Annotated in this window: 23 protein-coding genes; 14 read left to right on the top strand and 9 right to left on the bottom strand. The window is 38.0% G+C overall.

Annotated elements, in window-relative coordinates; translation table 11 throughout:
- Positions 1–12: 12 nt before the first annotated feature.
- Positions 13–666, bottom strand: coding sequence for an NUDIX hydrolase N-terminal domain-containing protein (locus EKM78_RS06410; RefSeq protein ID WP_125770530.1), 654 nt, complete (start codon positions 664–666; stop codon positions 13–15).
- A gap of 66 nt (positions 667–732) precedes the next feature.
- Between EKM78_RS06410 and EKM78_RS06405 the strand changes: the two genes are divergently transcribed.
- Positions 733–1,224, top strand: coding sequence for a GNAT family N-acetyltransferase (locus EKM78_RS06405; protein ID WP_125770528.1), 492 nt, complete (start codon positions 733–735; stop codon positions 1,222–1,224).
- A 103-nt stretch (positions 1,225–1,327) separates the two neighbouring features.
- On the opposite strand, the gene EKM78_RS06400 is transcribed toward EKM78_RS06405, so the two are convergent.
- From EKM78_RS06400 to EKM78_RS06385, 4 genes are all read right to left on the bottom strand, one after another.
- Positions 1,328–4,345: a LamG-like jellyroll fold domain-containing protein gene (locus EKM78_RS06400; protein ID WP_125770526.1), complete on the bottom strand. Its 3,018-nt coding sequence runs from the start codon at positions 4,343–4,345 to the stop codon at positions 1,328–1,330.
- A 660-nt stretch (positions 4,346–5,005) separates the two neighbouring features.
- On the bottom strand, positions 5,006–5,683 hold the full coding sequence (locus tag EKM78_RS06395) for a type 1 glutamine amidotransferase domain-containing protein (RefSeq protein ID WP_125770524.1): 678 nt from the start codon (positions 5,681–5,683) through the stop codon (positions 5,006–5,008).
- Positions 5,684–5,686: 3 nt separating this feature from the next.
- Positions 5,687–6,895: an NADH:flavin oxidoreductase/NADH oxidase family protein gene (locus EKM78_RS06390; protein WP_125770522.1), complete on the bottom strand. Its 1,209-nt coding sequence runs from the start codon at positions 6,893–6,895 to the stop codon at positions 5,687–5,689.
- Positions 6,896–6,957: 62 nt separating this feature from the next.
- A complete protein-coding gene (locus EKM78_RS06385; RefSeq protein WP_125770520.1) occupies positions 6,958–7,266 on the bottom strand; it encodes an ArsR/SmtB family transcription factor in 309 nt (102 codons plus the stop codon).
- A gap of 168 nt (positions 7,267–7,434) precedes the next feature.
- Here EKM78_RS06385 and EKM78_RS12585 point away from each other — a divergent pair, with 168 nt between their 5' ends.
- From EKM78_RS12585 to EKM78_RS06365, 5 genes are all read left to right on the top strand, one after another.
- The gene (locus EKM78_RS12585; protein ID WP_164507224.1) at positions 7,435–7,590 is read left to right on the top strand and encodes a hypothetical protein; all 156 of its coding nucleotides are present in this window, start codon (positions 7,435–7,437) and stop codon (positions 7,588–7,590) included.
- A 361-nt stretch (positions 7,591–7,951) separates the two neighbouring features.
- The gene (locus EKM78_RS06380; protein ID WP_125770518.1) at positions 7,952–10,483 is read left to right on the top strand and encodes a M1 family metallopeptidase; all 2,532 of its coding nucleotides are present in this window, start codon (positions 7,952–7,954) and stop codon (positions 10,481–10,483) included.
- A gap of 203 nt (positions 10,484–10,686) precedes the next feature.
- Complete coding sequence (locus EKM78_RS06375; RefSeq protein WP_164507223.1) at positions 10,687–11,547, top strand: zinc ribbon domain-containing protein; 861 nt, start codon at positions 10,687–10,689, stop codon at positions 11,545–11,547.
- A gap of 45 nt (positions 11,548–11,592) precedes the next feature.
- Positions 11,593–12,330 carry an SGNH/GDSL hydrolase family protein gene (locus EKM78_RS06370; RefSeq protein ID WP_164507222.1) on the top strand — a complete coding sequence of 246 codons (738 nt, stop codon included), beginning with the start codon at positions 11,593–11,595 and terminating at the stop codon, positions 12,328–12,330.
- Positions 12,331–12,339: 9 nt separating this feature from the next.
- The gene (locus EKM78_RS06365) at positions 12,340–13,569 is read left to right on the top strand and encodes a zinc-ribbon domain-containing protein (RefSeq protein WP_125770512.1); all 1,230 of its coding nucleotides are present in this window, start codon (positions 12,340–12,342) and stop codon (positions 13,567–13,569) included.
- Between the two features lie 159 nt (positions 13,570–13,728).
- Here the strand turns inward: EKM78_RS06365 and EKM78_RS06360 are convergent, their stop codons facing one another.
- A complete protein-coding gene (locus EKM78_RS06360; RefSeq protein WP_125770510.1) occupies positions 13,729–13,968 on the bottom strand; it encodes a hypothetical protein in 240 nt (79 codons plus the stop codon).
- Between the two features lie 152 nt (positions 13,969–14,120).
- On the opposite strand from EKM78_RS06360, the gene EKM78_RS06355 reads away from it, so the two are divergent.
- From EKM78_RS06355 to EKM78_RS06330, 6 genes are all read left to right on the top strand, one after another.
- A complete protein-coding gene (locus tag EKM78_RS06355) occupies positions 14,121–14,432 on the top strand; it encodes a PTS sugar transporter subunit IIB (RefSeq protein WP_125770508.1) in 312 nt (103 codons plus the stop codon).
- A 1-nt stretch (position 14,433) separates the two neighbouring features.
- Positions 14,434–14,763: a PTS lactose/cellobiose transporter subunit IIA gene (locus tag EKM78_RS06350; protein WP_125770506.1), complete on the top strand. Its 330-nt coding sequence runs from the start codon at positions 14,434–14,436 to the stop codon at positions 14,761–14,763.
- Between the two features lie 22 nt (positions 14,764–14,785).
- Positions 14,786–16,009 (top strand): PTS sugar transporter subunit IIC, encoded by a 1,224-nt coding sequence (locus tag EKM78_RS06345; protein ID WP_245994821.1) that lies wholly within the window; start codon positions 14,786–14,788, stop codon positions 16,007–16,009.
- Positions 16,010–16,011: 2 nt separating this feature from the next.
- Positions 16,012–17,466, top strand: a complete 1,455-nt coding sequence (locus EKM78_RS06340) for a glycoside hydrolase family 1 protein (RefSeq protein WP_125770502.1) — start codon at positions 16,012–16,014, stop codon at positions 17,464–17,466.
- Positions 17,467–17,605: 139 nt separating this feature from the next.
- The gene (locus EKM78_RS06335) at positions 17,606–18,385 is read left to right on the top strand and encodes a hypothetical protein (RefSeq protein ID WP_125770500.1); all 780 of its coding nucleotides are present in this window, start codon (positions 17,606–17,608) and stop codon (positions 18,383–18,385) included.
- Between the two features lie 74 nt (positions 18,386–18,459).
- Positions 18,460–18,768: a thioredoxin family protein gene (locus EKM78_RS06330; protein ID WP_125770498.1), complete on the top strand. Its 309-nt coding sequence runs from the start codon at positions 18,460–18,462 to the stop codon at positions 18,766–18,768.
- A gap of 56 nt (positions 18,769–18,824) precedes the next feature.
- Here EKM78_RS06330 and EKM78_RS06325 read toward each other — a convergent pair whose 3' ends face one another.
- Positions 18,825–19,523, bottom strand: a complete 699-nt coding sequence (locus tag EKM78_RS06325) for a Bax inhibitor-1 family protein (protein WP_125770496.1) — start codon at positions 19,521–19,523, stop codon at positions 18,825–18,827.
- 173 nt (positions 19,524–19,696) lie between these two features.
- Between EKM78_RS06325 and EKM78_RS06320 the strand changes: the two genes are divergently transcribed.
- Positions 19,697–20,092: a hypothetical protein gene (locus EKM78_RS06320; protein ID WP_125770494.1), complete on the top strand. Its 396-nt coding sequence runs from the start codon at positions 19,697–19,699 to the stop codon at positions 20,090–20,092.
- 297 nt (positions 20,093–20,389) lie between these two features.
- Complete coding sequence (locus tag EKM78_RS06315) at positions 20,390–20,911, top strand: hypothetical protein (RefSeq protein WP_125770492.1); 522 nt, start codon at positions 20,390–20,392, stop codon at positions 20,909–20,911.
- A 65-nt stretch (positions 20,912–20,976) separates the two neighbouring features.
- Here the strand turns inward: EKM78_RS06315 and EKM78_RS06310 are convergent, their stop codons facing one another.
- Positions 20,977–21,480, bottom strand: coding sequence for an Ltp family lipoprotein (locus EKM78_RS06310; protein WP_125770490.1), 504 nt, complete (start codon positions 21,478–21,480; stop codon positions 20,977–20,979).
- A gap of 236 nt (positions 21,481–21,716) precedes the next feature.
- Positions 21,717–22,355, bottom strand: a complete 639-nt coding sequence (locus EKM78_RS06305; protein WP_245994814.1) for an Ltp family lipoprotein — start codon at positions 22,353–22,355, stop codon at positions 21,717–21,719.
- Positions 22,356–22,810: the final 455 nt, after the last annotated feature.

The following is a 22,810-nucleotide window of genomic DNA, read 5'->3' as shown; positions in this document are numbered from 1 at the left end:
AAAAAACGCATCTTATTCAGGCGAATAAGGTGCATTTGTTTTATCAAAATAAGTTTCCCAGTTGTTTGCTTGATGGCATTCAAAAGCTAGCTTGAGATCCTCCGGCAAGATCCGACCGAGCGATAAGTTCAGCTTCAATGCTTCATCCAAGGAAAAGTATTGGGCATCGGAAGTTTCGACCCCACCGTGGAGGTCGTCGTCATTTGGCTCACATTCAAAAAGCAGCTTGTAAATGTAAGCAAAATTTTTCTTCGGATAATTATTTTTTTGCATATCTTTAACAGCTATCAAACGTTTGGGTTTTACTTGGATGCCGGCTTCTTCGAAAGTTTCTTTCACGGCAATTTCAGCGGGCGAGAAACCAGGATCTGCCCAGCCTCCGGGGATCGACCAGACTTCGCCACGTTTTTCTTTTACGAGTAAGATCTTGTCATCTTTAAAAGTAGCAGCGCGGACATCGACTTTTGGAGTCACATAACCGACATCAGCATCGAAAAACAAGGATAAATTTTTCCAGTCAGCATTGTCGACCAATTGGCTAGTCAATTTTTTCGCAACACGCTCTAGTTGCTCGTAACGCTCACGGTCAAAAATATCTTTACCATAATGTTTACCTGATTGGGCGATAGCTTGCAGTTGTTGGATCAATGAATCTATATCTTCCATATTAGTTCCTCCACTGATTTGTTATGATTATATCTATAATCAATTATACGTTAATGGAGTACAACAATGAAAATCACAAATGTAACAATGTCAGATCTACCGGCAATTTTGGCAATTGAACAGATGGGATTCAATAATCAAGAGGCTGGAACGGAGAAGCAATATCCGGATCGGATCGAGAAACTGGCAGATACCTTTTTGGTTGCCAAAGTAGATAACAAAGTTGCTGGCTTCATAGTCGGACCTGCTGCTAAAGAACCTTATGTTGAAGATTGGATGTATGAAAAAACACCTCACAATTTAGAAAAGGGTGGCAATCAGATCATTTTCACAATTGCAGTTGATCCTCACTTTCAGGGGCAAGGAGTCGGTTCCAAACTGCTGGCAGCAATCGAAGACATTGCTAGAAAGCATCATCGTAAAACAATAGCTTTGACTAGTCGCGACAAAAATGTACCGTTTTATTTAAAAAATGACTTCGTTAATATGGGTGTCGCCGAATCGGAACATGCCGGCGAAACTTGGTATAACATGCTCAAAAAAATATCAAATCAGTAAAAAAAAGCTACTTATTCATTCCATGTTGGAATAATAAGTAGCTTTTTCAATCAATTTGAGTGAATCGATGTAGATCTAAATATGGATAATTAACAATACGAACTTAGTCGAAACTTACTTCATCGCTTGCAACAAATTCATTTGTGGAAACTCGGTAGTAAAGTTTTCCTTTAATGGTTACTGTACGATCAGTTGCCCATTTTGTGTTTGGAGCTAAGCCACGAGTAGTGATTTTTTCGCCATTTGAATTTACCAAAGTAGTTATTTTATCTTTTGGTGTATTCAAAACTTTTGTAACGTTGTCAAACTCATAAGCATCGTTTTCGTGTACCCATTCGTTTGAAGATACTCGGTAGTACTTAACGCCGTTTTTGATCATCACTTTGTCGCAACGCCAATCTGTTCCGCTGAGAAGTGATCTGTGACCAACTTTTTTCAAGTCAGATGAATAAAGAGTAACGGTCTTATTTTTACCTAATCCATGCAATGAAATGACTTTGTTGACATCAATAAATTTATCATTGTTTGCTAAATCTACTAAAATTTCTTTTCCGTCGTTTGTTGAAGCCATTGCTTGTTGAACAGATATTTCAGCTTGGTTACCTTTTTTCAATTCGATTGTCGCTAAGCTAGTAGTTGGTACTACATCAAAGCAAACTGTTAATTTTAATTGCCCATTTTCTACCTTTTGGCGAAGGATTTTAACACCCTTTAGAGCAGTTACTTTATTGATAGATCTGCCATTTAGGTCGATCATCATATCAACTGTATTAATGGTGCGTTGTTTCTTTAAGTTGGTTAAATTAATTTTCGCTGTCTTACCATGTTGCGTTAGTTTCACAGTTTCAACATTACGTTGTTTCTTTGCAAGTTCAGTTTGACTTAGAAATGCTGATTTATCGAATACTTTAGCTTGGTATGAACTAGGTTCTTCGACTTGTAATGCTTTTAAAATAAGGGCGGAAATATCAGCATTACTACCACCATTTAAGCGACGTCCACTGTCAATGGTTTCACCACCTAGAGCAATGAAAATATTTCTGTTTTGGATCTCGTAGTTTTGACCATGGCTCTTTCCATCTCCACCATGATCAGAGTTGGCAATTACTAGAGTATCATGAAGATGACCTGTAGATTCTAGCTTATCCATCACCTTTTTGAATAGACCATCATATTGCTTGTATTGTGCCCAATAATTATCATTAAACCAGCCGTGACCATGTCCTTGACCATCCATGTAGTCACTTTGCATGTAGACTAGTGAAGTATTTTTAAAATCATCAGTTCCAATGTAATCAGCAACATCATCAAATGATTTTAATTTACTTGATTGCTTAGTTTTAGCTGCAGCATCAGGTTCAACAATTGAATTAACAATTGGTCCCCATTCAGAAAATGCAGCAGCTTGTTGATTAGGATTATTTTGTTGTAAAACTTTGAATACAGAAGGGAATAGGGGTGTTTCTTTTCCAAAGCCAGCAAAATATTGTTGTCCCATCGTTCCATTTATTCCTTGATATTCCTTAGGTAAAGATCCCCATGGTCGACCGTGCAACATTGAAATATAATTTTGTGCAGAAATGGATGGTTTTACGGAATTGGCAGTTGTACTCATAGCAAATTTGTTGTTGAACAGATCCATTGTATATTGGTTAGTACGTTTACTCATGATGTTTGGATCATCTGTCCATTTTGGAGTCTTAGTTGTTGCATCAGATCCTTCGGCATAGAAAATCCCACTTGGATCCCAAGGATTACTGCCACCATCAGTTGTTAAAACGATAACGTGTTTATACGGTTTGATTTCTGCTTTAGCAGCAACGTCTGATTTCTTGTCCTTAGGTGCTAAGGCAATATCACCGGCTCCGATGATGCCATCACCATTGTAGTCAAGGGAATTTTTAGCTTGAATATCTACATTTAATGGTGAAACTAGGTCAACTTTTTCAGAACCATTAGTCGATTGAAATTGAATGGCAGTCTTTCCAGACGCATTTGCTTTTGCACGTAGATTAATGTGTGCCAATCGAGTTTTAGCATAATACATGAAGTCTGAATCTGATAAGTCGGCTGAAGTAGTAATGCGCACTCTTCCCGGTTCATTTTCGACCGCCTTAACAGCGGTGTTTTTGCCAGCCATTGTTCGATCTGCATCAACATATTCAAATAAGTCCGGATTAAAAACAACATCGAATGACATTGATTTTGCATCTTCATCCGTCAATTGACTAGCTTGAACATTAAAACCATAGGTTGCTCCTGCAGCAATTTGCTTAGGACCAACTAATTTTGCACGGATTGTTTTGTCAATTGGAGTTTCTGCATGAAAATCTTTTTGAACATTGTTGCTTAGTTGAGCAATTTGGTCATCGGTTAGAGTCTTATCGTACAAACGAGCTGATTTGATTTTTCCTGTCATTTGTGAAGATACAGCCGGTTTTGTTGAGTCTGCTGGATTTATCGCAGCATCTCCACCAAGTACTAGACTTTTAGTGCCTTGTGCGAATTTTAAATCACCAGGCATATCCTTGGAATCAACTTTAGTTCCATTGATATACAAACTAGCTTGTTTGTTTTTATCGATCACACCAACAGCGTGGATCCATTTGCCAAATTCGAGCTTTGCAGAAGGTTCTTTATAACCAGCGCCATCATGAGCAAAAAAGATGATCCGTCCATCTTTAACCCCTAAGCCGAAGCCACCTTTTTCTTGACTAGAGAAAATTTCGTGTTCAGAGCCATTGGTATTAGCTGCTGGGTCGTATTTAAAATATGCTTCGATCGTTAAGCCATTTTTTAGGTTATTTATTTGTTTGTCAGTAAGAGTTTTGTAGTAAGCTGAATGACCATCGAATTTGATGATCTTTCCATTCATTGAAGTGTCAGCTTTAACAGTTGGATTTCCAGTTTTAACCCAAGCACCATAATTCTTAATATCTTTGAAGTCGTTTCCTCGGATACCCAAATCAGCGACAGCAGTTGACCTTACGTCATTTTCTGGTGCTTGTAATTGTGCTGCTTGCGTTGCATTTGTCGTCGTCACTGCCGCAACTGCAGGTGTGACTGTTGTTGCTAATGTTGCTGAACAAATCAATAAAGTGGTTAAAATACGTGGTTTCATTTAAATCTCTCCAAGTTTTTAAAATTTAACTAGCACAATACTTAGCTGCATTTCTGCAAACTCTGAATATCAGTGAAATATTGTGTGGATCGATAGTTTGTTATAGGACTATCGATCGAATCCTTCGTTCTAAAAAGTTGTTATATTTCAGTTTTGATATTTTTAATGAGTTGAGAATTAATGATCCATCTAGGTATCAAGAGTGCTGCTAAGACTTGAAGTAATTTAAAATTACATAGGTGTATATCTAATCTTCGGATATACGGTTGATAAAATTTGGAACATTCCCCCTTAAATATTGAATAATTTCAATTTATCATTGAGATATGCAATATTAAAAATTTAAATTTTCGTAGAATGTATAAATGAGGATAATAAATTTATTGTTGTATCAATACAATTACAATTTAAATATCATTGAATTAGGCATATTTTCTAAAATGAAAGCGTGTATCAAATTGCTGACTTATCCGTCAACATAATTCAGAAATGACAATTTAGAAAAATAATATTTGTAGGATATATAAATAAAAAATATCAAATGAGCTTGTTTAGGAGAAAAATATTAATTTTTTATTGAAAAAAATAGACTACTTAACATTCGCATTTGAGCGACGTCAGCAGTCTGTTTTTCTGATCCAACTTGGATTATTTAGCTTTTTAACGAACTTTGGCAATTAATTTTTCAGCAACTGCTCGTGTCGAAAATGGGTTTTGACCAGTGATCAATTGACCATCTTCAACAGCAAAACTCTTATAAGCACGTTTGGTTTCAAAGTTTGCTCCATGAGCTTTGCCTACTTCTTCATTCAGGAAGGGAACGACTTTTTTCTTACCAGCTAAGACTTCTTCACTGGTTGTAAAACCTGTGATATTTTTACCAGCGATCAAGTATTGACCGTCTTTATTTTTCACATTCAATAATCCGGCGATACCGTGGCAGACTGATGAAACGTAGCCTCCTTGATCATAGATTTGGTTGGTGATCGTTTGAAGTTCCTTGTTGTTAGGGAAGTCCCACATCACACCGTGTCCACCTGTATAGTAAATGGCATCATATTCTTTGGGATCGACCTGAGATGGCTTGAGTGAGTTCATTAAAGCTCGATCTTGAAAGTCGGCACTTTCATAAACGTCCATGATCGATTCATCTGCATACTTCATTCCTCTTGGATCCAGTGGGACAAAGCCACCTTTTGGACTGACGTAATCGACATCGATGTCAGCTTTTTGCATCTCGTCAACGAATTCAGCAGCTTCACCTAGCCACAATCCGGTGGGATCAGTCGTGTTTTGATATCTAGTTGTGTTAGTTAGGACAATCAATACTTTTGTCATAATTTATCCCCTTTGTGGTAGCAAGGCTGAGAGACCTTGTTTTCTAATTGAAAATCCTAGTGCACCCCAGGCGCTATTGGTGTCGATAACATGCTTACCTGAGGCAATACGTTCCATTTGCTGCTGATAATAGCTCAATCCGATCAGTGAACTGATTTTCTTATCGAACGATTTTGATCCGGTCGTCAAATAGTGAACATTGGCTCTGGTAAAGGCTCCGCGCTCCATTTGATTAGGTAAGTCCGGAACTATTACTAGCGGACGTGCTAAACCTACAAGGTCAGTTTCATTGTTTTCGATAGCATTGTCAATGCCGTTAGCAGTATTAAAGCCACCAGTCACAGCGATAGGCATGTCGATCGATTCTTTGACTTTGGCAGCATAGTTGATAAAGAAGGCACCTTTACCAACACCTTGCATCGTTGGATTTTCATAATTACCGCCGGATATCTCAATTAAATCGATCCCCAGTGAATCCATTTTTTGAATAACCTTGAGTGAATCTTCTTCCGAAAAACCATTATCGCTGAAATCTGATGAATTGATCTTTAAGGCGATCGAGAAGTCATCACCAACTTTTTCGCGCATCCCCGTGTAAATCTCAACTATGATTCGCACGCGATTTTCAAGTGTACCACCGTATTCATCAACGCGACGGTTGTCATGTGGTGAAAGAAATTGATTGAGTAAATACCCGTGAGCTGCGTGGATCTCGACCCCAGAAAAGCCAGCTTTTTTTGCAACTACAGCGGCATTGATGAATTTCTGGATGATCTCTTTGATCTCAACTCGACTAAGGGCTCTTGGTGCGTTAAAAGCAAAGGCATTGTCACCGGTCATTGGTACTGCACTTGGCGAAACCGGTTGTTTGCTGATAGTTTTAGGGGATTGTTTGCCAGGATGGTTCAGCTGTAAGAATATTTGAGCGCCGTTATCAGTAGCAGCATGAGCCCATCGGGATAGCTGATCCAAATTAAGCGTATCTTCAACAACAACGTTGCCGAATTCTCCTCTGGCTGAACTGTCGACCATTACGTTTCCTGTGATGATCAGTCCGGTGCCACCTTTAGCCCAGTTACGATACAAATTGATCAATGTGTTGGTAGGGCGATAATATTTGTCACCCAGGGTTTCGCTAGTAGCTGCTTTCATGAATCTGTTTTTTAAAGTAGTGCCGTTTTTAAGTGTAAGTGGTGTGAATGGTGTAGTCATAATTTTCTCCTCTATATCTATAGGTTTAAACATTTAAACATGTTCTTTAAAAAAATTTCATCCTAATTGGATGAAATGCTGTTTTCCAGCGAAGTGGTCAGATCTTTTAAGTACTGAAAGGTCTCATCGAGCGATACTTGATAATATCGTTCTTTGCCAACTTTTTTAAAAGTTATTACGCCAGCATCTAGCATTAGTTTTAGATGATGCGAGACGGCGGGGCGGGATAGTTCTAATTGGTCAGTGATTTGATTGACGGTTAATGATTTGTGATCGCAAAGTAGCATTATTATTTGTTGCCGGTTTTCATCTTGAAATACGGAAAATAATGGCATTCCTTGACGAAATATTTTGATAGGTTCTTCTGCCATTCGGATTTCCTCTTTTCTTATATGTTTAAATGTTTAAACGTATGATAGTATTTATTTTTTGTTTTGTCAAATGTTTTTTAAGGGGATAGTGGTAGATTGATTTGTTGTACGTTCAATGCCGGTTCCAGGTCGAGGCACGATAATCAAGGAACGTAAGTGCTACCGCACTTGCGCAACCGAATTTATGGTGGCTACTCCACCGAACAACCAAGGTCGGGAACGTGGTGGGCACATTTTGAACCAATCGAGCAAAGGGCGCTCGCTTGTTTCAAAATTGCACCTTCATCTAAGCTCCTTCGTCGCCAAGATGCATTTCACCACTGAGCCCATATCACGCCCCGACCCTCCACCTGAGTGGTATGTATATCCACTTTTTTTGTTTTTCTTTTCCGATTTCTGTTTATTAAATCGGCAGTGTTTTCTCTTCCTATTTCTCACATGTCTATCTCGCATTTCTTCTGAAATTAAATCTTGAAACCTTAAAACCTTAAGACCTTAAAACTATTACAATTTATGACTTTAGGATTTAAGGTTCTATAACTTAATGTTTTAACTGAAATTTGGTTCTTTTATTTTGATTACTGATTTTGAATGCGATTTTCTATAGTTTGCCAATACATTAATTTTTTTCTGATTGTCGTATAATGTTTAATGAATATACTTATCAATAAATACGGAGGCGTTTATGGCACAAATTACACGTTTTTTGGAAACTTTTGAACCTTCACATTACGATGTTTACATCGATGTAAACCGTGGTACGAAGGAGATCAGTGGTAAATCTACTATTACTGGTGTGGCACATACGAAACCGGTTTATATCCATCAGAAGAATATGGATATTGAAGCTGTTAAGGTTAACGATTCTGATGTTGCCTTTACAGTTGATAATAAGACTGAATCGATCAAGATCGATGTGCCTGAGATGGGCGAGATGACTTTGGCTATTACCTATAAGGCACCTTTGACTGATTCTATGATGGGAATTTATCCTTCATATTATGAGGTTAATGGCGAAAAGAAGGAATTAGTTGGTACGCAATTTGAAACTACTTTTGCTCGTCAAGCTTTTCCATGTGTTGATGAACCTGCTGCTAAGGCAAAATTTGACTTGGCTATCAAATTCGATGAAAAACCAGGCGAGACTATTTTAGCTAATATGCCTGAGGTCCGCGAAGAAAACGGCGTTCACTATTTTGACACGACGGTTAGAATGTCGACTTATTTGATCGCCTTTGCCTTTGGTGACTTGCAAGGTAAAGAGACAACTACTAAAAGTGGTGTTAAAGTTGGTGTCTTCTCAACTAAAGCTAATCAACCTAAAGAACTCGATTTTGCTTTAGATATTGCTAAGCGTTCGATCGAATTTTATGAAGACTTTTATCAAACGCCTTATCCACTACCACATTCATGGCAATTGGCTTTACCTGATTTTTCAGCTGGTGCAATGGAGAACTGGGGTCTGGTGACTTATCGTGAAGCATACTTATTGATCGATCCTGACAATACAGCTCTTGATACTAAGCAATTAGTTGCGACTGTTATTTCTCATGAGTTAGCTCACCAATGGTTCGGTGATCTCGTTACTATGAATTGGTGGGATGATCTCTGGTTGAACGAAAGTTTTGCCAACATGATGGAATACGTGGCTATCGATGCTATCGAACCAGACTGGAACGTTTGGGAATTGTTCCAAACTTCTGATGTTCCTGCAGCTTTGCAACGTGATGCTACAGACGGTGTTCAATCAGTTCACGTTAATGTTGAAAATCCAGCTGAGATCGATTCGATCTTCGATTCAGCTATCGTTTATGCCAAAGGTGCTAGAATGCTCGTTATGATGAGAGCACTCGTTGGCGACAAAGCATTACGTGCAGGTTTGAAGAACTACTTTGCTGCTCACAAGTACAATAATGCCAAAGGTGCAGATTTGTGGAATGCTGTTGGTGACGCTGCTGGTATGGACGTTGCTTCAATCATGAATACTTGGTTGGAACAACCAGGATATCCCATCGTCAATGCCAAAATCGTTGACGGCAAGTTGACCTTGTCACAACAACAATTCTTCATTGGTGCCGGCAAAGATGAGGGACGTCAATGGAAGATCCCATTAAATAGCAATTACGATGTGGCCCCTACGATTTTTGGCGACAAAGAAATTACTTTAGGCGATTATCAAACATTGCGCAAAGAAAATGGCAAACCATTCCGTCTTAATGTCGGCAACAACTCGCACTTTATCGTTAAATATGACGACACTTTGATGAAAGACATTCTAGACAATTTAGACGACGTCGATGCCATCTCACAAATGGCTATTTTGCAAGACTTACGTCTATTAGCTGAGGCACGTCAAATTTCTTATGCGGACGTTGTTCCATATTTGAAACACTTCAGCGACCATCGCTCAACCGTAGTAAATTCTGCCATTTATCGTATAGCTTACAACTTGCGCAAATTCATCACGCCTAATACCGATGAAGAAAAAGCTTTGAAGAAGTTGTATGGTCAATTGAGTGAAAAGCAATATGCTCGCTTAGATTGGACGCCAAAAGATGGTGAATCCATCGATGATCAACTTACTCGTCCAACTATCTTGAATGCTGCTTTATATGCTGAAAACGACAGTGCAATGGCTAAGGCACACAAGCTTTTTGACGAAAATAAAAATAACCTCGATGCCTTGCCAGCCGATGTCCGGATCTTCGTTATCAGAAATGAAGTCAAGAATTACGGTAGCCAAGAATTAGTCGACAGCTTGTTGAACGAATACAAGACAACGACTGATCCAAGTTACAAATCAGACTTGAACGTGGCTATTACAAGTACTAAAGATTCTGAAATGATCAAGAAGTTGATCGGTGAATTTGAAAATGCTCAAACCATCAAGCCTCAAGACTTACGTGCTTGGTTCCGTGGCGTACTCGACAATCCTGTTGGTGAACAAGCAGCTTGGGATTGGATCAGAAATGATTGGGACTGGCTTGAAGCAACCGTTGGTGGAGATATGGAATTTGCTACATTCATAACTGTAACCGCTAGTGTCTTCAGAACTCCTGAAAGACTCAAGGAATTCAAAGAATTCTTTGAGCCTAAGATCAATACACCAGGATTAACACGTGAGATCACGATGGATATCAGCATTATCGAAACTCGTGTAAACTTGATCGAGGATGAAAAGAAAGATGTTAATGAGGCAATTAAAGCTGCTCTATAATTGAGTAAGGAGCTTTCACTAGGAACTCGTTTTCAATAAATATAATGAGAAATGTCAGACGATTCTGTCTGGCATTTTTTTATTTGTGTAAAATATTATTTCTCATAATAAAAATGTGTCACTAATGTTATTAATTAGATTTTACTGATACCATACCCTTATAAAGCTATTAATTAATGAATATTTTTGTAGGGGAACCTTTCATGAATACTTGCACGAATTGTGGTGCGCCATTGGCTACAGGGACAAAATTTTGTACTAAATGTGGACAAGCGGTCAATACTGCTGCATCCATGAATACAACTACGGCAACGGCTACGATGATTAACAACAATCCAACTGTCACTGCCTTTAAGCAACATTCAGCCAATTACTTTGCTTGGCTCAAGCAAAGTGTTTTTGATCCAACTATCGATAAAGATGATACTCAATATTTCGGACTAATTTCATTTTTGATCCATATTTTACTGATCTCTTTTGGAGTATTCCATATTGAAAATGGCGTTTTATCAAAGATACAGCAAGCACTTCAAGGTAATGAGTTTACTGATTCAATTACGAAAGGATTCGGGTTAAATATTACAACGGGATTCCCATTGTTCATGAAATTATTTGCTACTGTGGCTTTTTTCTATGTCGTATATTTAGCGGTAGGTTTCTTCACCAAAAAGTTTTTCGCTGATCCAAAAGTTAATTTCTTTAATTACACTAATACCTTAGCTAGATATAGCAATGTTTTGTTATTCGTCGAGGCAATTTTTGCATTATTAATGGTTGTATTATTACCAGCCAATTTTACGACGGAAAATTTTGAAAATATTATAAAAGTTCTATTTTTTACCGTGGTAATCGGTGGGGCAGCTTGGTCAGTGGCGTTCATTGCATCGATTATCATCGATCAAGCCAAAATGAGACTCAACCGAATTTACGTTGCTATGATTGCTTTGATTGGTAGTCATTTGGTTCTCTGGTTCGTTGTTAATTTCATGTTGAATGAGTTTGCCAATAAATATGGCGAGATGATCAAGAGTGCCATTAGTCGTTTTTCAGATGCTTGGTTTTAATCGATGAGGTCAAAATGGATAGTTTGCCTATTATTACTATTTGCAGTGGGGTGCAGTAATAAACCAGCAACGACTGAAAAGTCGAATAAGCCTGCAGCGGCCACAAAGATCAAAGCTAGCCAACCGAAATCGAAGCCAAAGACAATCTTAGAGACCTTTAAAAAATCTTCTAAGAAGCAACTTCAGTATTACGCACTTGGTGATTCGCTATCAGTAGGGTTATTTTCGGATAATCAGAATACCAGATTTTCCACATTGTTTACCAAATCGTTAGAGGATAAAACAGACAAACAAGTAGTGGAATCTAATACGAGTTCTGTGGGAAAAACGGTGACTAATTTTGGAATTGACCATGTTCAAGAAGTCATTGCCAAACATCCGGATATCGTGACCGTTGAATTTGGGACCAACGATGCAGCTTATGGTGTCGATCCCGTGAATGTGAATAACTTTGTGACTAATTTAAATTCCGTGATTTCAGAGTTAAAGCACCAAACTAAGGCAGAGATAATATTGATGACATGCTGGTCGCCAAGTAATGGCAAATACATCACTAATGACCAAGTCTATGACCAAAAGATCAAAGAAATAGGTCAGAAATATCAAGTGCCAGTAGTGGATCTATCAACTATTTGGAAGAATAATCCTAATGTCACTAAGAACGATCTCGGCATTAGTAGTGTATACAATATTCAAAAAGATGAATTCCATCCGAATCAATCAGGTCATCAAGCAATTGCTGACTTGTTGATAAAAACTGTGGAAGAAACTAAAGCTAATTAGGGGGATGTTATGGAATCGACAATTTTTTGCCCAAATTGTGGAAATAAAATCGCAGAAGGTGAAGCTTTTTGTGGAGAATGTGGATTCAATGTTAAAAAGTTTTTGGCAGAACAAGAAAAAGCTGTTGAAAACGGTGCGTTGTCAGAAGATATCCACACAAATGAATCACAAGGTAATGCCAGTGAGCCGATAAATTTTAACATGAGTAAAGAATCTCAGACGTCGGGGATTCAAGCCGATGCATCAATGAATGATTCTGGAAAATCAGGCATTGAACAGCCGACAATCCCTGCTGAACAAACTTATCCAAAACGTAAAAGCAAGCGAGCACCAATAATAGCCGGATTACTTTTAGTTTTGATCATAGTTGGAGGTTACTATGCCGGTTCGAAACATTATAGTAAAGCCAGTCAAGTGTCGGCCTTGCGGGATGAAGTAACAAGTGGAACGACCTCAAAAATGAAGTCAGCACTAGTTGATTCGGATGGTAAACCTTTGTCTGCTAAACAAATCGATGCTTTGAAACGTCTCTATTTGGCTAGTCCAGACGCTACAAAGAATATCGAAAAAGAGATCACTGATAACAGTACCAAAGATGTTTTCACTGTTACCACGGCAGGGAAGTATTTTGGATTATTTGATAAATATAAGGTGAAAGTTACGCCTAAAATATTATTCATCAATACAAATATCGAAAACCCAGCTTTTTTCATTAATGGGAAAAGCATTGCTGCTACAAAAGCCTCAGGTGAATACCGGATAGCAGACTTGACCCCTGGGGTCTACGATTTGAAAGTCAAAGGTTCAGATAATTCTAAGTCGGAGCAAGTAAACATCACTCCAATAAAAAAAGACGATACGACACAATTATTGGTCAAGGAAAAATCACATGACGATGAGCCGACTTCTGACTATCTCTCACATGCATCTAGTTTTGTATCAAATGCAAACGTTGATGATTCAAGTAACCACGCAAACGCGATTCCGGCTAAAAAACCAAGTGGATCTTCAGCAAATTCAATGTATGGAACTTATCACGGCAGTCCTGATTTAACATTGAATTCAGACGGAACCTACACATTAGGTAGTAAGTCAGGGACTTATTCAATGACACAAAACGGTGATGAAGTTTCAATTACTTACTACCAAAATGGTGGTGGATCGATCACCGAAACTTATGATTATGATGGTTCAGAATTGTATTCTGACAAATATGGCCAGGGTTGGATCAAAGATTAGAATTATTAATAAAAAAGGGAAATAGATAGATCAGAAACAATAAATGGCCATACCCCTGCAGAATACAGGAGTATAGCCATTTAAGAAGTATTCAATTTTATATTATTTCAAATGTCAACTTGACAGAGACCAGCGCAACAATTGGAAAATGCTCTTTTTTTAAATATTTATATCGATTGTGTCCTTCTTTGCTATCTTCTTATATGTCGATAACCATACTGTATCAGATACGTTAGCTTCACCGTATTCGGTATTGCCACTAAATGTTACTTTGAAGTCTTTCAAAAAGTTTTGTTCTTCGTGCTTATGATAAATGGTAAATCTTGCAATTAGAGCTATTACGACAACAATGATCGTGATAGCTTTTTTGCTTTTTAAATCTTTTAGTTGGAATTTCATTACTTTCTCCGCAGAAATCCCAATAGCAACATGACGTTAATATTTTACTATACGTAAAATGTATATTTTTTGTATAAGAAAAACCTATGGTTATCATAAGAAAACCCTGATATTATATTGTGGTGAGTTTATTTATTTTGGAGGTGTTTTAAATGACAAAGAACGTATTACTAACTTGTGGCGCTGGAGCATCATCAGGTTTCATGGCTGCTGCTGCAAGAAAGGCGACAAAGAAACTGGGAATTGATTTGAACTTTACAGCAAAAAGCGAGTCAGAAGTAGAGGATCTTCTTCCCGAAGTCGATGTGCTTTTAGTGGCACCACATTTGAAGTATATGCTTGCTGATATTCAAGAAATCGCAGAAAAAAACAATGTCATCTGTGATGCCATCCCGCAACGTATTTATGGAATGCTTGATGGTAAAGCCTTGGTCACATTCGTAGAGAAGGAATTAGGTAAGTAATATGTCAGATTTTAATAGGGATGATTTAGCCAGTGTTTCCATGCAAGTAATATTACATGCGGGAAATGCTCGTGAAAGAATATTCAAGGCTGTCGATTTGGCATCCGAGAATGAATTTGATAAAGCTGACGCATGTATGGAGCAGGCAAATGCTGAATTAGTGCTTTCACATAAAGCACAAACGCATACTTTGCAATTGGAAGCTGAAGGGATCGATATCCCATATTCAACATTATTTAGCCATGCTCAGGATACTTTGATGTCAGTTAAGACTGAACAAAACTTAGTTAAAGAGATGATCAAACTTTATAGAAGATTAGGGGAGAACTAGATTGAACTCATTTATGAATTGGATGACTGAAAGCTTTGCACCTCGAGTTAATAAAATTGCTAAGAACCCATGGGTCGATTCGATCCAACAAGCTATTTTAGCGGGTATGCCGTTAATCTTGATAGGTTCTTTTGCAACAGTTTTGGGACTGATCAAAGAATATGTCCCAACTTTTCCAGATTTTTCGTTATTGAATACTTTCTCACTGGGACTATTTTCACTATTCTTATCGTATTTGATTCCTGAAGCAGTTATGAAGCACAAAAAGCATCAAGCAGTTTCTACTCAAGCTGGCTTGGCTGGGATCGCATTTTTCTTGATGCTCGTTTTTCCAAAGATCAATTCGAAAGCGGGAACGATTACTTTTGATCTGAATTCTTTAGGAACTGCGGGGATGATTGCAGCACTTGTTTCCGGTATTTTTGTAGGAATGGCGATGAATCTTTTTTGTAAATTCAAGTTAGTTAAGGAAGATTCAACAATGCCAGATTTTGTGGCTGTTTGGTTTAATACTATTTTTCCAATTATTGCCATCCTGTTAGTTGGCTGGCTATTCACCTTTCAATTGAAAATCGATCTAGCTAATGTGATCAATCAATTCTTCAGTCCTTTGACAGCACTGGGACAAAGTTTTTGGGGGTTGTTGATATTAACCTTCTTGTCATTTGGTTTCTTATACTCATTCGGAATTTCCACTTGGGTGTTAACGCCGATTATGTATGCCATCGAATTGCCGGCTATTGCTCAAAATCAGGCGGCTGTTTCTGCTGGTCATCAAGCAAGTAATGTTTTTACAGTCGAAGCCGTTGCTCTGACTCTGATCGGTGGTGGGGGAGTTACATTGTCACTTTGTATCATGATGGCATTTTTGGCTAAATCAGAAAGATTGCGTGTGATCGGTAAAGCTTCACTGATCCCTTCAATTTTTAATATCAATGAACCGTTAGTTTTTGGAGCACCGGTGGCATTTAATCCGATATTAATGATCCCCATGTGGATCAATACATTAGTTGCGCCAATATTGCTCTGGGTAACTATGAAAACAAATCTTGTGCCGATCCCGCAGGCACCTTTCCAGCTCTGGTATACTCCGAGTCCGATTATGGGGTGGGTTGTAACTAAATCCATTATGGGAGTTGTGTTTGTACTATTATTATTTACAATTTCATGGGTGATTTACTATCCATTCTTTAAAATTTACGATCGGCAAGCAATCGAACAAGATCAACAACTAGAAGAGGAATAATTATGAGAAATAATAAGTATCCATATTTTCCAAAGGATTTCTTGTGGTCTGGTGCTCAAGCAGATAGCCAAGCAGACGGAGCATTCGAGATCGACGGAAAGCGACCTAATCTCTCAGATGTCCAACCTTTTCGAAAAAACATTACTAATGAAGAAATCCAAAGACTGGAACAAGAAGGGATGTCTCTAGAAGAGATCCAAAAGAATTTAGTTGATGATATCGATTATTATCCAAAACGACATGGGATCGATTTTTACCATACGTTTGAAGCAGACTTGGAATTGTTGGCGGAAGCTGGATTGAAAGCATTTCGCACTTCAATTGATTGGTCCAGAGTATTTCCTAATGGAGATGATCAAACACCTAATGAACAAGCTCTCAGACATTATGAAAAAATGATCGATAAGATGATCTCACTAGGGATCGAGCCAATTATTACGATGCTTCATTATGAAATGCCAATTAATCTGACTTTGAAATATGGGGGCTGGACTAATAAAGAATTGATCCCTATGTTTGTTAAATATGGCAAGGTCTTATTGAATAGATTCGGTAGTAAAGTTAAATATTGGCTTTTGATCAATCAGATCAACATGATCCAAGTGGAACCGTACTTATCTTTAGGGATCGCTAGCGATCAATATGAGAATACTGAAGCAGCGATGTATCAAGCGGTGCATCATCAACTAGTAGCTTGTGCCAAAATACAAGAATATGCTAAATCATTACCACTCAAAGAATTACAAATGGGTACGATGGTGGCTGATGGAACTGCCTTTCCCCAAACTTGCAAAACGGAAGATGTAGTATTAGCAATGTGGCACAATCGAATGCAATACTTTTTTACTGATGTAGCATTTCGCGGTGAGTATCCACAATTTGTGCTCAATTATTTTTCAGAGCATGAATTGAATATTGAGATAACTTCAGAAGATAAACAATTATTGAAGGATAATACGTTAGATTTTATGGGGATATCTTATTATTTTTCCCAAATGGTCGATTCTACCAAGAATGAATTCAATCCCAATTCTGTGTCAAAGAACCCTTATTTAGAAACTAATCCGTGGGGATGGAATATCGATCCGCAAGGGTTATACAATACTTTGTCTCAGTATTGGGATCGATATCAAAAGCCAATATTGATCGCTGAAAATGGTTTCGGCAACTATGACAAATTGGAAAATGGAAAGATCCACGATGAGTATCGTTCCGATTATTTAGCAAATCATATTGAACAAGTTGGCCGAGCTATTTATGACGGTGCCAATATTTTTGGATATTGCATGTGGGGACCAATCGACATCGTAAGTTGTTCGTCTCAACAAATGTCCAAACGATACGGTCTGATCTACGTAGATATCGATGACTATGGCAAAGGGAGTCGCAAGCGGTATAAGAAAGATAGTTTCTATTGGTATCAACAGCTGATCCGTGCTAACGGAAGTCAAATATAAACAATGTTATGAAAAAACTGCCAATATTTTCACTGTAGGGCAGTTTTTTTGGTAAAATTTGAGTAAATGATGCTACGTCATGACTAGTTAGTGCTTAAATAATAATTGTAATGATTGTGATTTCATGGGGGATGGGTTCATGCTTAAGACTGATCGAATGATTTTTACAATTGATAATAAAGAGATCTCTTTTGAGAAAATTTTGCAGTGGGAATTTAAACGTTTGGTCCGGGCTCACAAGGTTTTGACGAATGTTTATGGGATTCATTTTCAAGATGAAGTTGCCCAGTGGATCAAGACGAAGAATTTGAAGGCACTCGATGATGAGATCACTCGGGTCAAAATGACGATCGAACCAGATAAACTACGTGAGGCTTTGAAGTCGAAGTATGACCTAGGCAATATGGGCTTGATGGTGGCCGAAAAGATGTCGGTTGGAAAGAGACGCTTTAGTACGACTGAGATTTATGTCCCCGAAAGTGATTTATCAGCTCAAGAAATTGCTGACAAGATCTGGCACATTATGCAGGTCAATACTGACATCAATATGCGTTTAAATTTAGATGCTTCACCAGATCACTTCATTTTTCGTCAAGCTGGGGAAAATGTCCAAGAGGTCGTTGAGATCAGTGGTGGTACGGTCGTCCCACAACATTATTTTATTCACTATAATGACATGCAAGGAGTTCAATCGGAAGCTAGTCAAGATTATCCGATTCAAATTGCCGGGACGATGCGTTTGTCTAACCGGACGATCGTTGGGGCGATCCGCTACCAATTTAAGCCAGAGGGTTCAGGGTTTAAAGTCAAGATATTGATGGAATATCCGAAATTGATCCCGATCGAAGTGGTGCTCAATCAGCAGATCCATCAAGCTGACGAATTTGGACACTGGATCTCTGATGTTTTGGATTCGTAGGCGGCAATCAAATTTTTTATCAAATCGATGTTCGATTGTTACAATATGGTCATTCGATGAATTAGGGTGATATTATGTTAGAACAATTGACGAGCGAAAATTACGCAGTTCGTAATCAAACAGGCGTTAGTGTGATCAGTTTTAATAACGATTGGTGTGCTCAATGTTATACGCAACAACCGATTTTGGAAAAAGCTGCTGAGAAATTTGCGGCCGCTAAGTTTTACCAAATGAATGCTGACAGAAATACAGACATCATTTCGCAATACGATGTATATTCTGCCCCATCTTTAGTGGTAGAAAAGGATGGCACGGCCGTTTATGCTGTCGCTGGATTTTTAGATGCTGATCAGTTAGACAATATTTTGAAATATTATTTGTAAAAGAAAAGCCGTGGTACAAACGAAATTGTTTGCATCACGGCTTTTTAAAAAGTATCTTAGTTGCTGTCGCCAAAAATAGATAAGAGACTGATGAAAATGTTGATGAAGTCTAATACTAAACTGATCGAAGCAACTAGGGCAATGGCACCTAGATTTTCTGAAGCTTGTGCTTGAGCATAAATACGTTTGATGTTTTGAGCATCAAAGGCAATGTAGAACAAGAAAACGATGACCACGGCGATGTTTACTAATAAAGCGACCATTGAACTCTTGAATAACAAGATATTGATCAATGATACGGCGATAACGGAAACTAGTCCGATCATCAAAGTTCTACCCCAAGAAGTTAAGTCCTTCTTCGTTACGAATCCAGTGACTGAAGCGACGATGAAGATAACTGATGTCACCGTCAAAGTTTGGATGATCGACTTAGCTGAATACAAGTAGAAAATCGGTAAACCGAAAATTGCTAAGGCAGCTAAGAAAAATACGTAACTGATAAAGGTTAATAAGTATGATTTAGTTGCAGCACGACTTGCCATAGTTATGAAGCCCATCGATACTGCCAAAATAGCGATGGAGAAAATGAATGGGTGCTTGCTCATTCCTGACATAACCATGTTTGAGAATGCTGCACTTCGAGCCATAGCATTGGCAGCAAGCATCCAAAATGCAACTCCTAGTCCAGTGTACAAGTACACTAGAGAAGTGAAACGCGCCACGCCAGTGGCTTTAGTTTGATCTATAGTTTGCATAAAATCCTCCTCTTTTTTGTACTGAATAGTATAACAAATTTTAGCTTGGGTAACATTAATTGTGATTGACTAATATCAATATTTAAGTAAACTCTAAAAAATAAGATGATTTATCATTTGATAATAGATATAATTAAGTTGGTAGCTAACAAAGTTGCATAGGAGGGCTTGTCATGAAAAAACTCTTTTACAGCATATTTTGCAGCTCGCTTTTAGCAGTAGGGGCAATTCAACTATCTCCAGCAACTGCATCAGCGCAGCCATGCGATGGATCAGGAATGGCCAATCGTTCAAGCCGCTGTGATGGCACTGGACCAAAAATGAACAACGGCAACCAACAAAGAAGAGGAATGGGTCAAGGATACAGATATCAAGCCAATCAACAAAGAATGGGCCAAGGATATCAATATCAAGCAAAGCAACAAAGAATGAACCAAGCAACAAACGATCAAACTCAACCATTCCAAGGACCATGCTATTTGATCCGTCAGGGTAATTATCAACTGCAACAAAATGATTTTTTAAGTAACTGTCTCAGAATGAACAGTACTAATTATATGAACCAATAGCACAAGTCTTGCTACCGGACATGTGATCAGTATTACGGCACGCCAATTAGGCGTGCTTTTTTTTAGTTGCTCTTTGTGGCGAAGCCACTTAGAGCAACTTATCGGACACCTCCAGGTGTCGGGTAACCATTTGGCGAAGCTACTCAAATCAACATATCAGAAGGCCTAAGGCTAACAAATCCACCAGATCTTGTAATTTACCAGTCTAAAACCAGCAAGTTCATTGAAATATAAAGACACGGGAAAAACAAAGGTATACTAAAATATAAATATATTTATATTTTAGAGGTGAATGTAATGAGTGTATGGGGAAGTATCGCAGATTTGACTCAGGCAATCGTTGCTATTGCAGCGTTTGTCATGGCATATATGTCTTGGAAGTTATCGAAGGAAAATAGTAAAAAGAAACCGCACCTAAGTTTTGAAGTCGTTAACAACGGTGAAGGTGATGGCATTTCTGAAAAAGGTAAGGGATACAAAGTGATTTGCGTCAACTCTGGTGATGAAATCGCAAATTTGAAGAGAAATATCCATCAACCGTATATTAATGATAATTGGATCAGCAAGTCGATGAAAAATAAAGAAGGTCATCCAATGAAGACCGGCTGGTATACTGAAGAAGCAAAAAATTCATTATTCGTTAAACCAGGCGAAACAGTGACATTAATGAGGATCCGTCCTAATTTTTACTATATTTTGAAGTCGTCGAAGAGTGATTACAGCATTTGTTTCCGTGACAGCGAAACAAAACGCGATTACAAATACAAATTCGATATGGATCACGTCGATGGGTCCATCAATTTAGCACCGATCCAATAAACAAGAAAAGAAGCATTACAAACAAAAAAATCTTCAAAGCTCAATTGAGTTTTGAAGATTTTTTGTTATTTTGGTAAGTGTGCAATGGCGTAATCAGCTTCTTCAGGCGTGAATTTTTCACCATATTCAGAAGTTAATTGATCATGAATCGCCTCGGGTGACATTGCCATATCATCCTGATATGTCTTAGCTTTGGACAAGGCATTCTTATTGTAATCAGCATCCAAATTTTCCAGCGCGTAATTAGCAGCTTCTTCAGTAAATTTACCACCGTATTCCGAAGTCAATTGATCATGGATGCCCATTTTTGACATGTGCATGAAAGATGAGTAAGTCTTAGCTGACTTAAGCGCCGATTCATATTCCTTAGGAACGTCATTTTCTGGCTTATGCTCCTTAGTAAAAGCGTTAGTGCCATCGACTCTTTTTTCAGATTGTCCGGCAGTTTTCGACTCATCAGAACTAGAACCTCCAAAAGAAGCTCCAACACTAAAAATAACAACAGCAACTAAAACCCAAAACCACCATCTCTGAAAAAATCTTTTCTTCTTATTATCTTGATTTTTCATTTAATTATCCCCCAAAAATTATTATTCATTGAAATGAAATCAATCATTTAACGATACAGAATGATTCAATTTATTTAGCTTCAATTTTTGAGTAGATCTATTAAATAGAATGAAAGAATTTTAAATTAATTTTTTGTAAAAAAGAGAGATCGAGATAATGGAGGCACTTTCCATAACGAAAAATCGCCCAACAATGTTTAGAGGACTCTAACGATTGTCGGGCGATTTTTTCAAATCTATAAATAAGATACTGCATAATTAGCTTCAGCTTCAGTAAATCCTTCACCATAACTAGAAATTAATTGCTCGCGGATCTCTTCGGGAGTCATGCCCATTTCTTGATAAGAACGAGCAGACTGTAATGCATTGTAATTGTAATCAGCTTGCAAATTATCAATAGCATATTGAGCAGCGGCAGCCGAGTGATCCTCACCATATTCAGAGATCAATTGGTCATAGATACCTTGGAGTGACATATGTAACAAGGATGAATAAGAACGAGCATCCTCCAAAGCCTTATAAAAATCACTAGGAACAGCCGGAGTAGAAGGCGTTGAACTAACAGCTTCTGAAGCAGGAGAAGAAACAGACTCAGTTGATTCCGTCAAATCCTCAGCTTCTTCAGAGTAGTCAGACTTAACAGAATCAGCAGATCGATCCTCATCGTCCACAATTTTTTTCTTAGAATGCTTCTCAGCAACAGCTTTTTCAGCTTTAGGACGAGATTTAGAAACACGACCCTCCTTAACAGCAGGATCGATTTCATCAGAAATATGATCTCGCACACTCATCCCGATCAACAAAGCCCCAACAACAGGCAAAGTCCAAAACCACCATTTTTTCAAAACCGAAAATCTATCAAACATTTTCCCCATAATTATAATCCCCTTAAAAAAATTTCAATCTAACTAGTTTATAGAAAAAAATCAGAAAAAAGAAATCAAAATAAGGGCCAAGAATTTATCCCAATTGACAGAATAACAATAATAAAAAAATTAAAATAAATAACAGAAACTATAAATCGTAAAAACTATAAATATAACGCAAAGCAATCAAAAAAAATAGGGAAAGAATTTCCCTATTTTATCCATGCCCTTGACCTTCTCAATAAACAAAGAAACTGAGATAGACAAGTAAGAAATAGGAAGCACCAAAAGTGCCAATTTAATAAACAAAAGTCGGTAAAACTAAAAAAAGAGGGGGAATATATACACTATCTAGGTGGAGGGGCGGGGTGCTATATGGGTTCAGTAGATCGAGTAGGAGGTAGCTAGGCTACCGACCTCTCACACCACCGTACGTACGGTTCCGTATACGGCGGTTCATTAAC

It is taken from the genome of Companilactobacillus furfuricola, assembly GCF_003946325.1.
Taxonomy (GTDB): domain Bacteria; phylum Bacillota; class Bacilli; order Lactobacillales; family Lactobacillaceae; genus Companilactobacillus; species Companilactobacillus furfuricola.
This window is presented reverse-complemented; position numbering and strand designations above follow the sequence as displayed.

Coding starts and splice junctions, on each gene's coding strand:
- EKM78_RS06400 (WP_125770526.1), bottom strand. CDS start 4,345: ATGAAACCACGTATTTTAACCACTTTATTGATTTGTTCAGCAACATTA.
- EKM78_RS06345 (WP_245994821.1), top strand. CDS start 14,786: ATGACTGAAAGCTTTGCACCTCGAGTTAATAAAATTGCTAAGAACCCA.
- EKM78_RS06365 (WP_125770512.1), top strand. CDS start 12,340: ATGGAATCGACAATTTTTTGCCCAAATTGTGGAAATAAAATCGCAGAA.
- EKM78_RS06315 (WP_125770492.1), top strand. CDS start 20,390: ATGAGTGTATGGGGAAGTATCGCAGATTTGACTCAGGCAATCGTTGCT.
- EKM78_RS06390 (WP_125770522.1), bottom strand. CDS start 6,895: ATGACTACACCATTCACACCACTTACACTTAAAAACGGCACTACTTTA.
- EKM78_RS06320 (WP_125770494.1), top strand. CDS start 19,697: ATGAAAAAACTCTTTTACAGCATATTTTGCAGCTCGCTTTTAGCAGTA.
- EKM78_RS06410 (WP_125770530.1), bottom strand. CDS start 666: ATGGAAGATATAGATTCATTGATCCAACAACTGCAAGCTATCGCCCAA.
- EKM78_RS06395 (WP_125770524.1), bottom strand. CDS start 5,683: ATGACAAAAGTATTGATTGTCCTAACTAACACAACTAGATATCAAAAC.
- EKM78_RS06405 (WP_125770528.1), top strand. CDS start 733: ATGAAAATCACAAATGTAACAATGTCAGATCTACCGGCAATTTTGGCA.
- EKM78_RS06385 (WP_125770520.1), bottom strand. CDS start 7,266: ATGGCAGAAGAACCTATCAAAATATTTCGTCAAGGAATGCCATTATTT.
- EKM78_RS06310 (WP_125770490.1), bottom strand. CDS start 21,480: ATGAAAAATCAAGATAATAAGAAGAAAAGATTTTTTCAGAGATGGTGG.
- EKM78_RS06355 (WP_125770508.1), top strand. CDS start 14,121: ATGACAAAGAACGTATTACTAACTTGTGGCGCTGGAGCATCATCAGGT.
- EKM78_RS06335 (WP_125770500.1), top strand. CDS start 17,606: ATGCTTAAGACTGATCGAATGATTTTTACAATTGATAATAAAGAGATC.
- EKM78_RS06350 (WP_125770506.1), top strand. CDS start 14,434: ATGTCAGATTTTAATAGGGATGATTTAGCCAGTGTTTCCATGCAAGTA.
- EKM78_RS06325 (WP_125770496.1), bottom strand. CDS start 19,523: ATGCAAACTATAGATCAAACTAAAGCCACTGGCGTGGCGCGTTTCACT.
- EKM78_RS06375 (WP_164507223.1), top strand. CDS start 10,687: ATGAATACTTGCACGAATTGTGGTGCGCCATTGGCTACAGGGACAAAA.
- EKM78_RS06380 (WP_125770518.1), top strand. CDS start 7,952: ATGGCACAAATTACACGTTTTTTGGAAACTTTTGAACCTTCACATTAC.
- EKM78_RS06360 (WP_125770510.1), bottom strand. CDS start 13,968: ATGAAATTCCAACTAAAAGATTTAAAAAGCAAAAAAGCTATCACGATC.
- EKM78_RS06330 (WP_125770498.1), top strand. CDS start 18,460: ATGTTAGAACAATTGACGAGCGAAAATTACGCAGTTCGTAATCAAACA.
- EKM78_RS06305 (WP_245994814.1), bottom strand. CDS start 22,355: ATGGGGAAAATGTTTGATAGATTTTCGGTTTTGAAAAAATGGTGGTTT.
- EKM78_RS06340 (WP_125770502.1), top strand. CDS start 16,012: ATGAGAAATAATAAGTATCCATATTTTCCAAAGGATTTCTTGTGGTCT.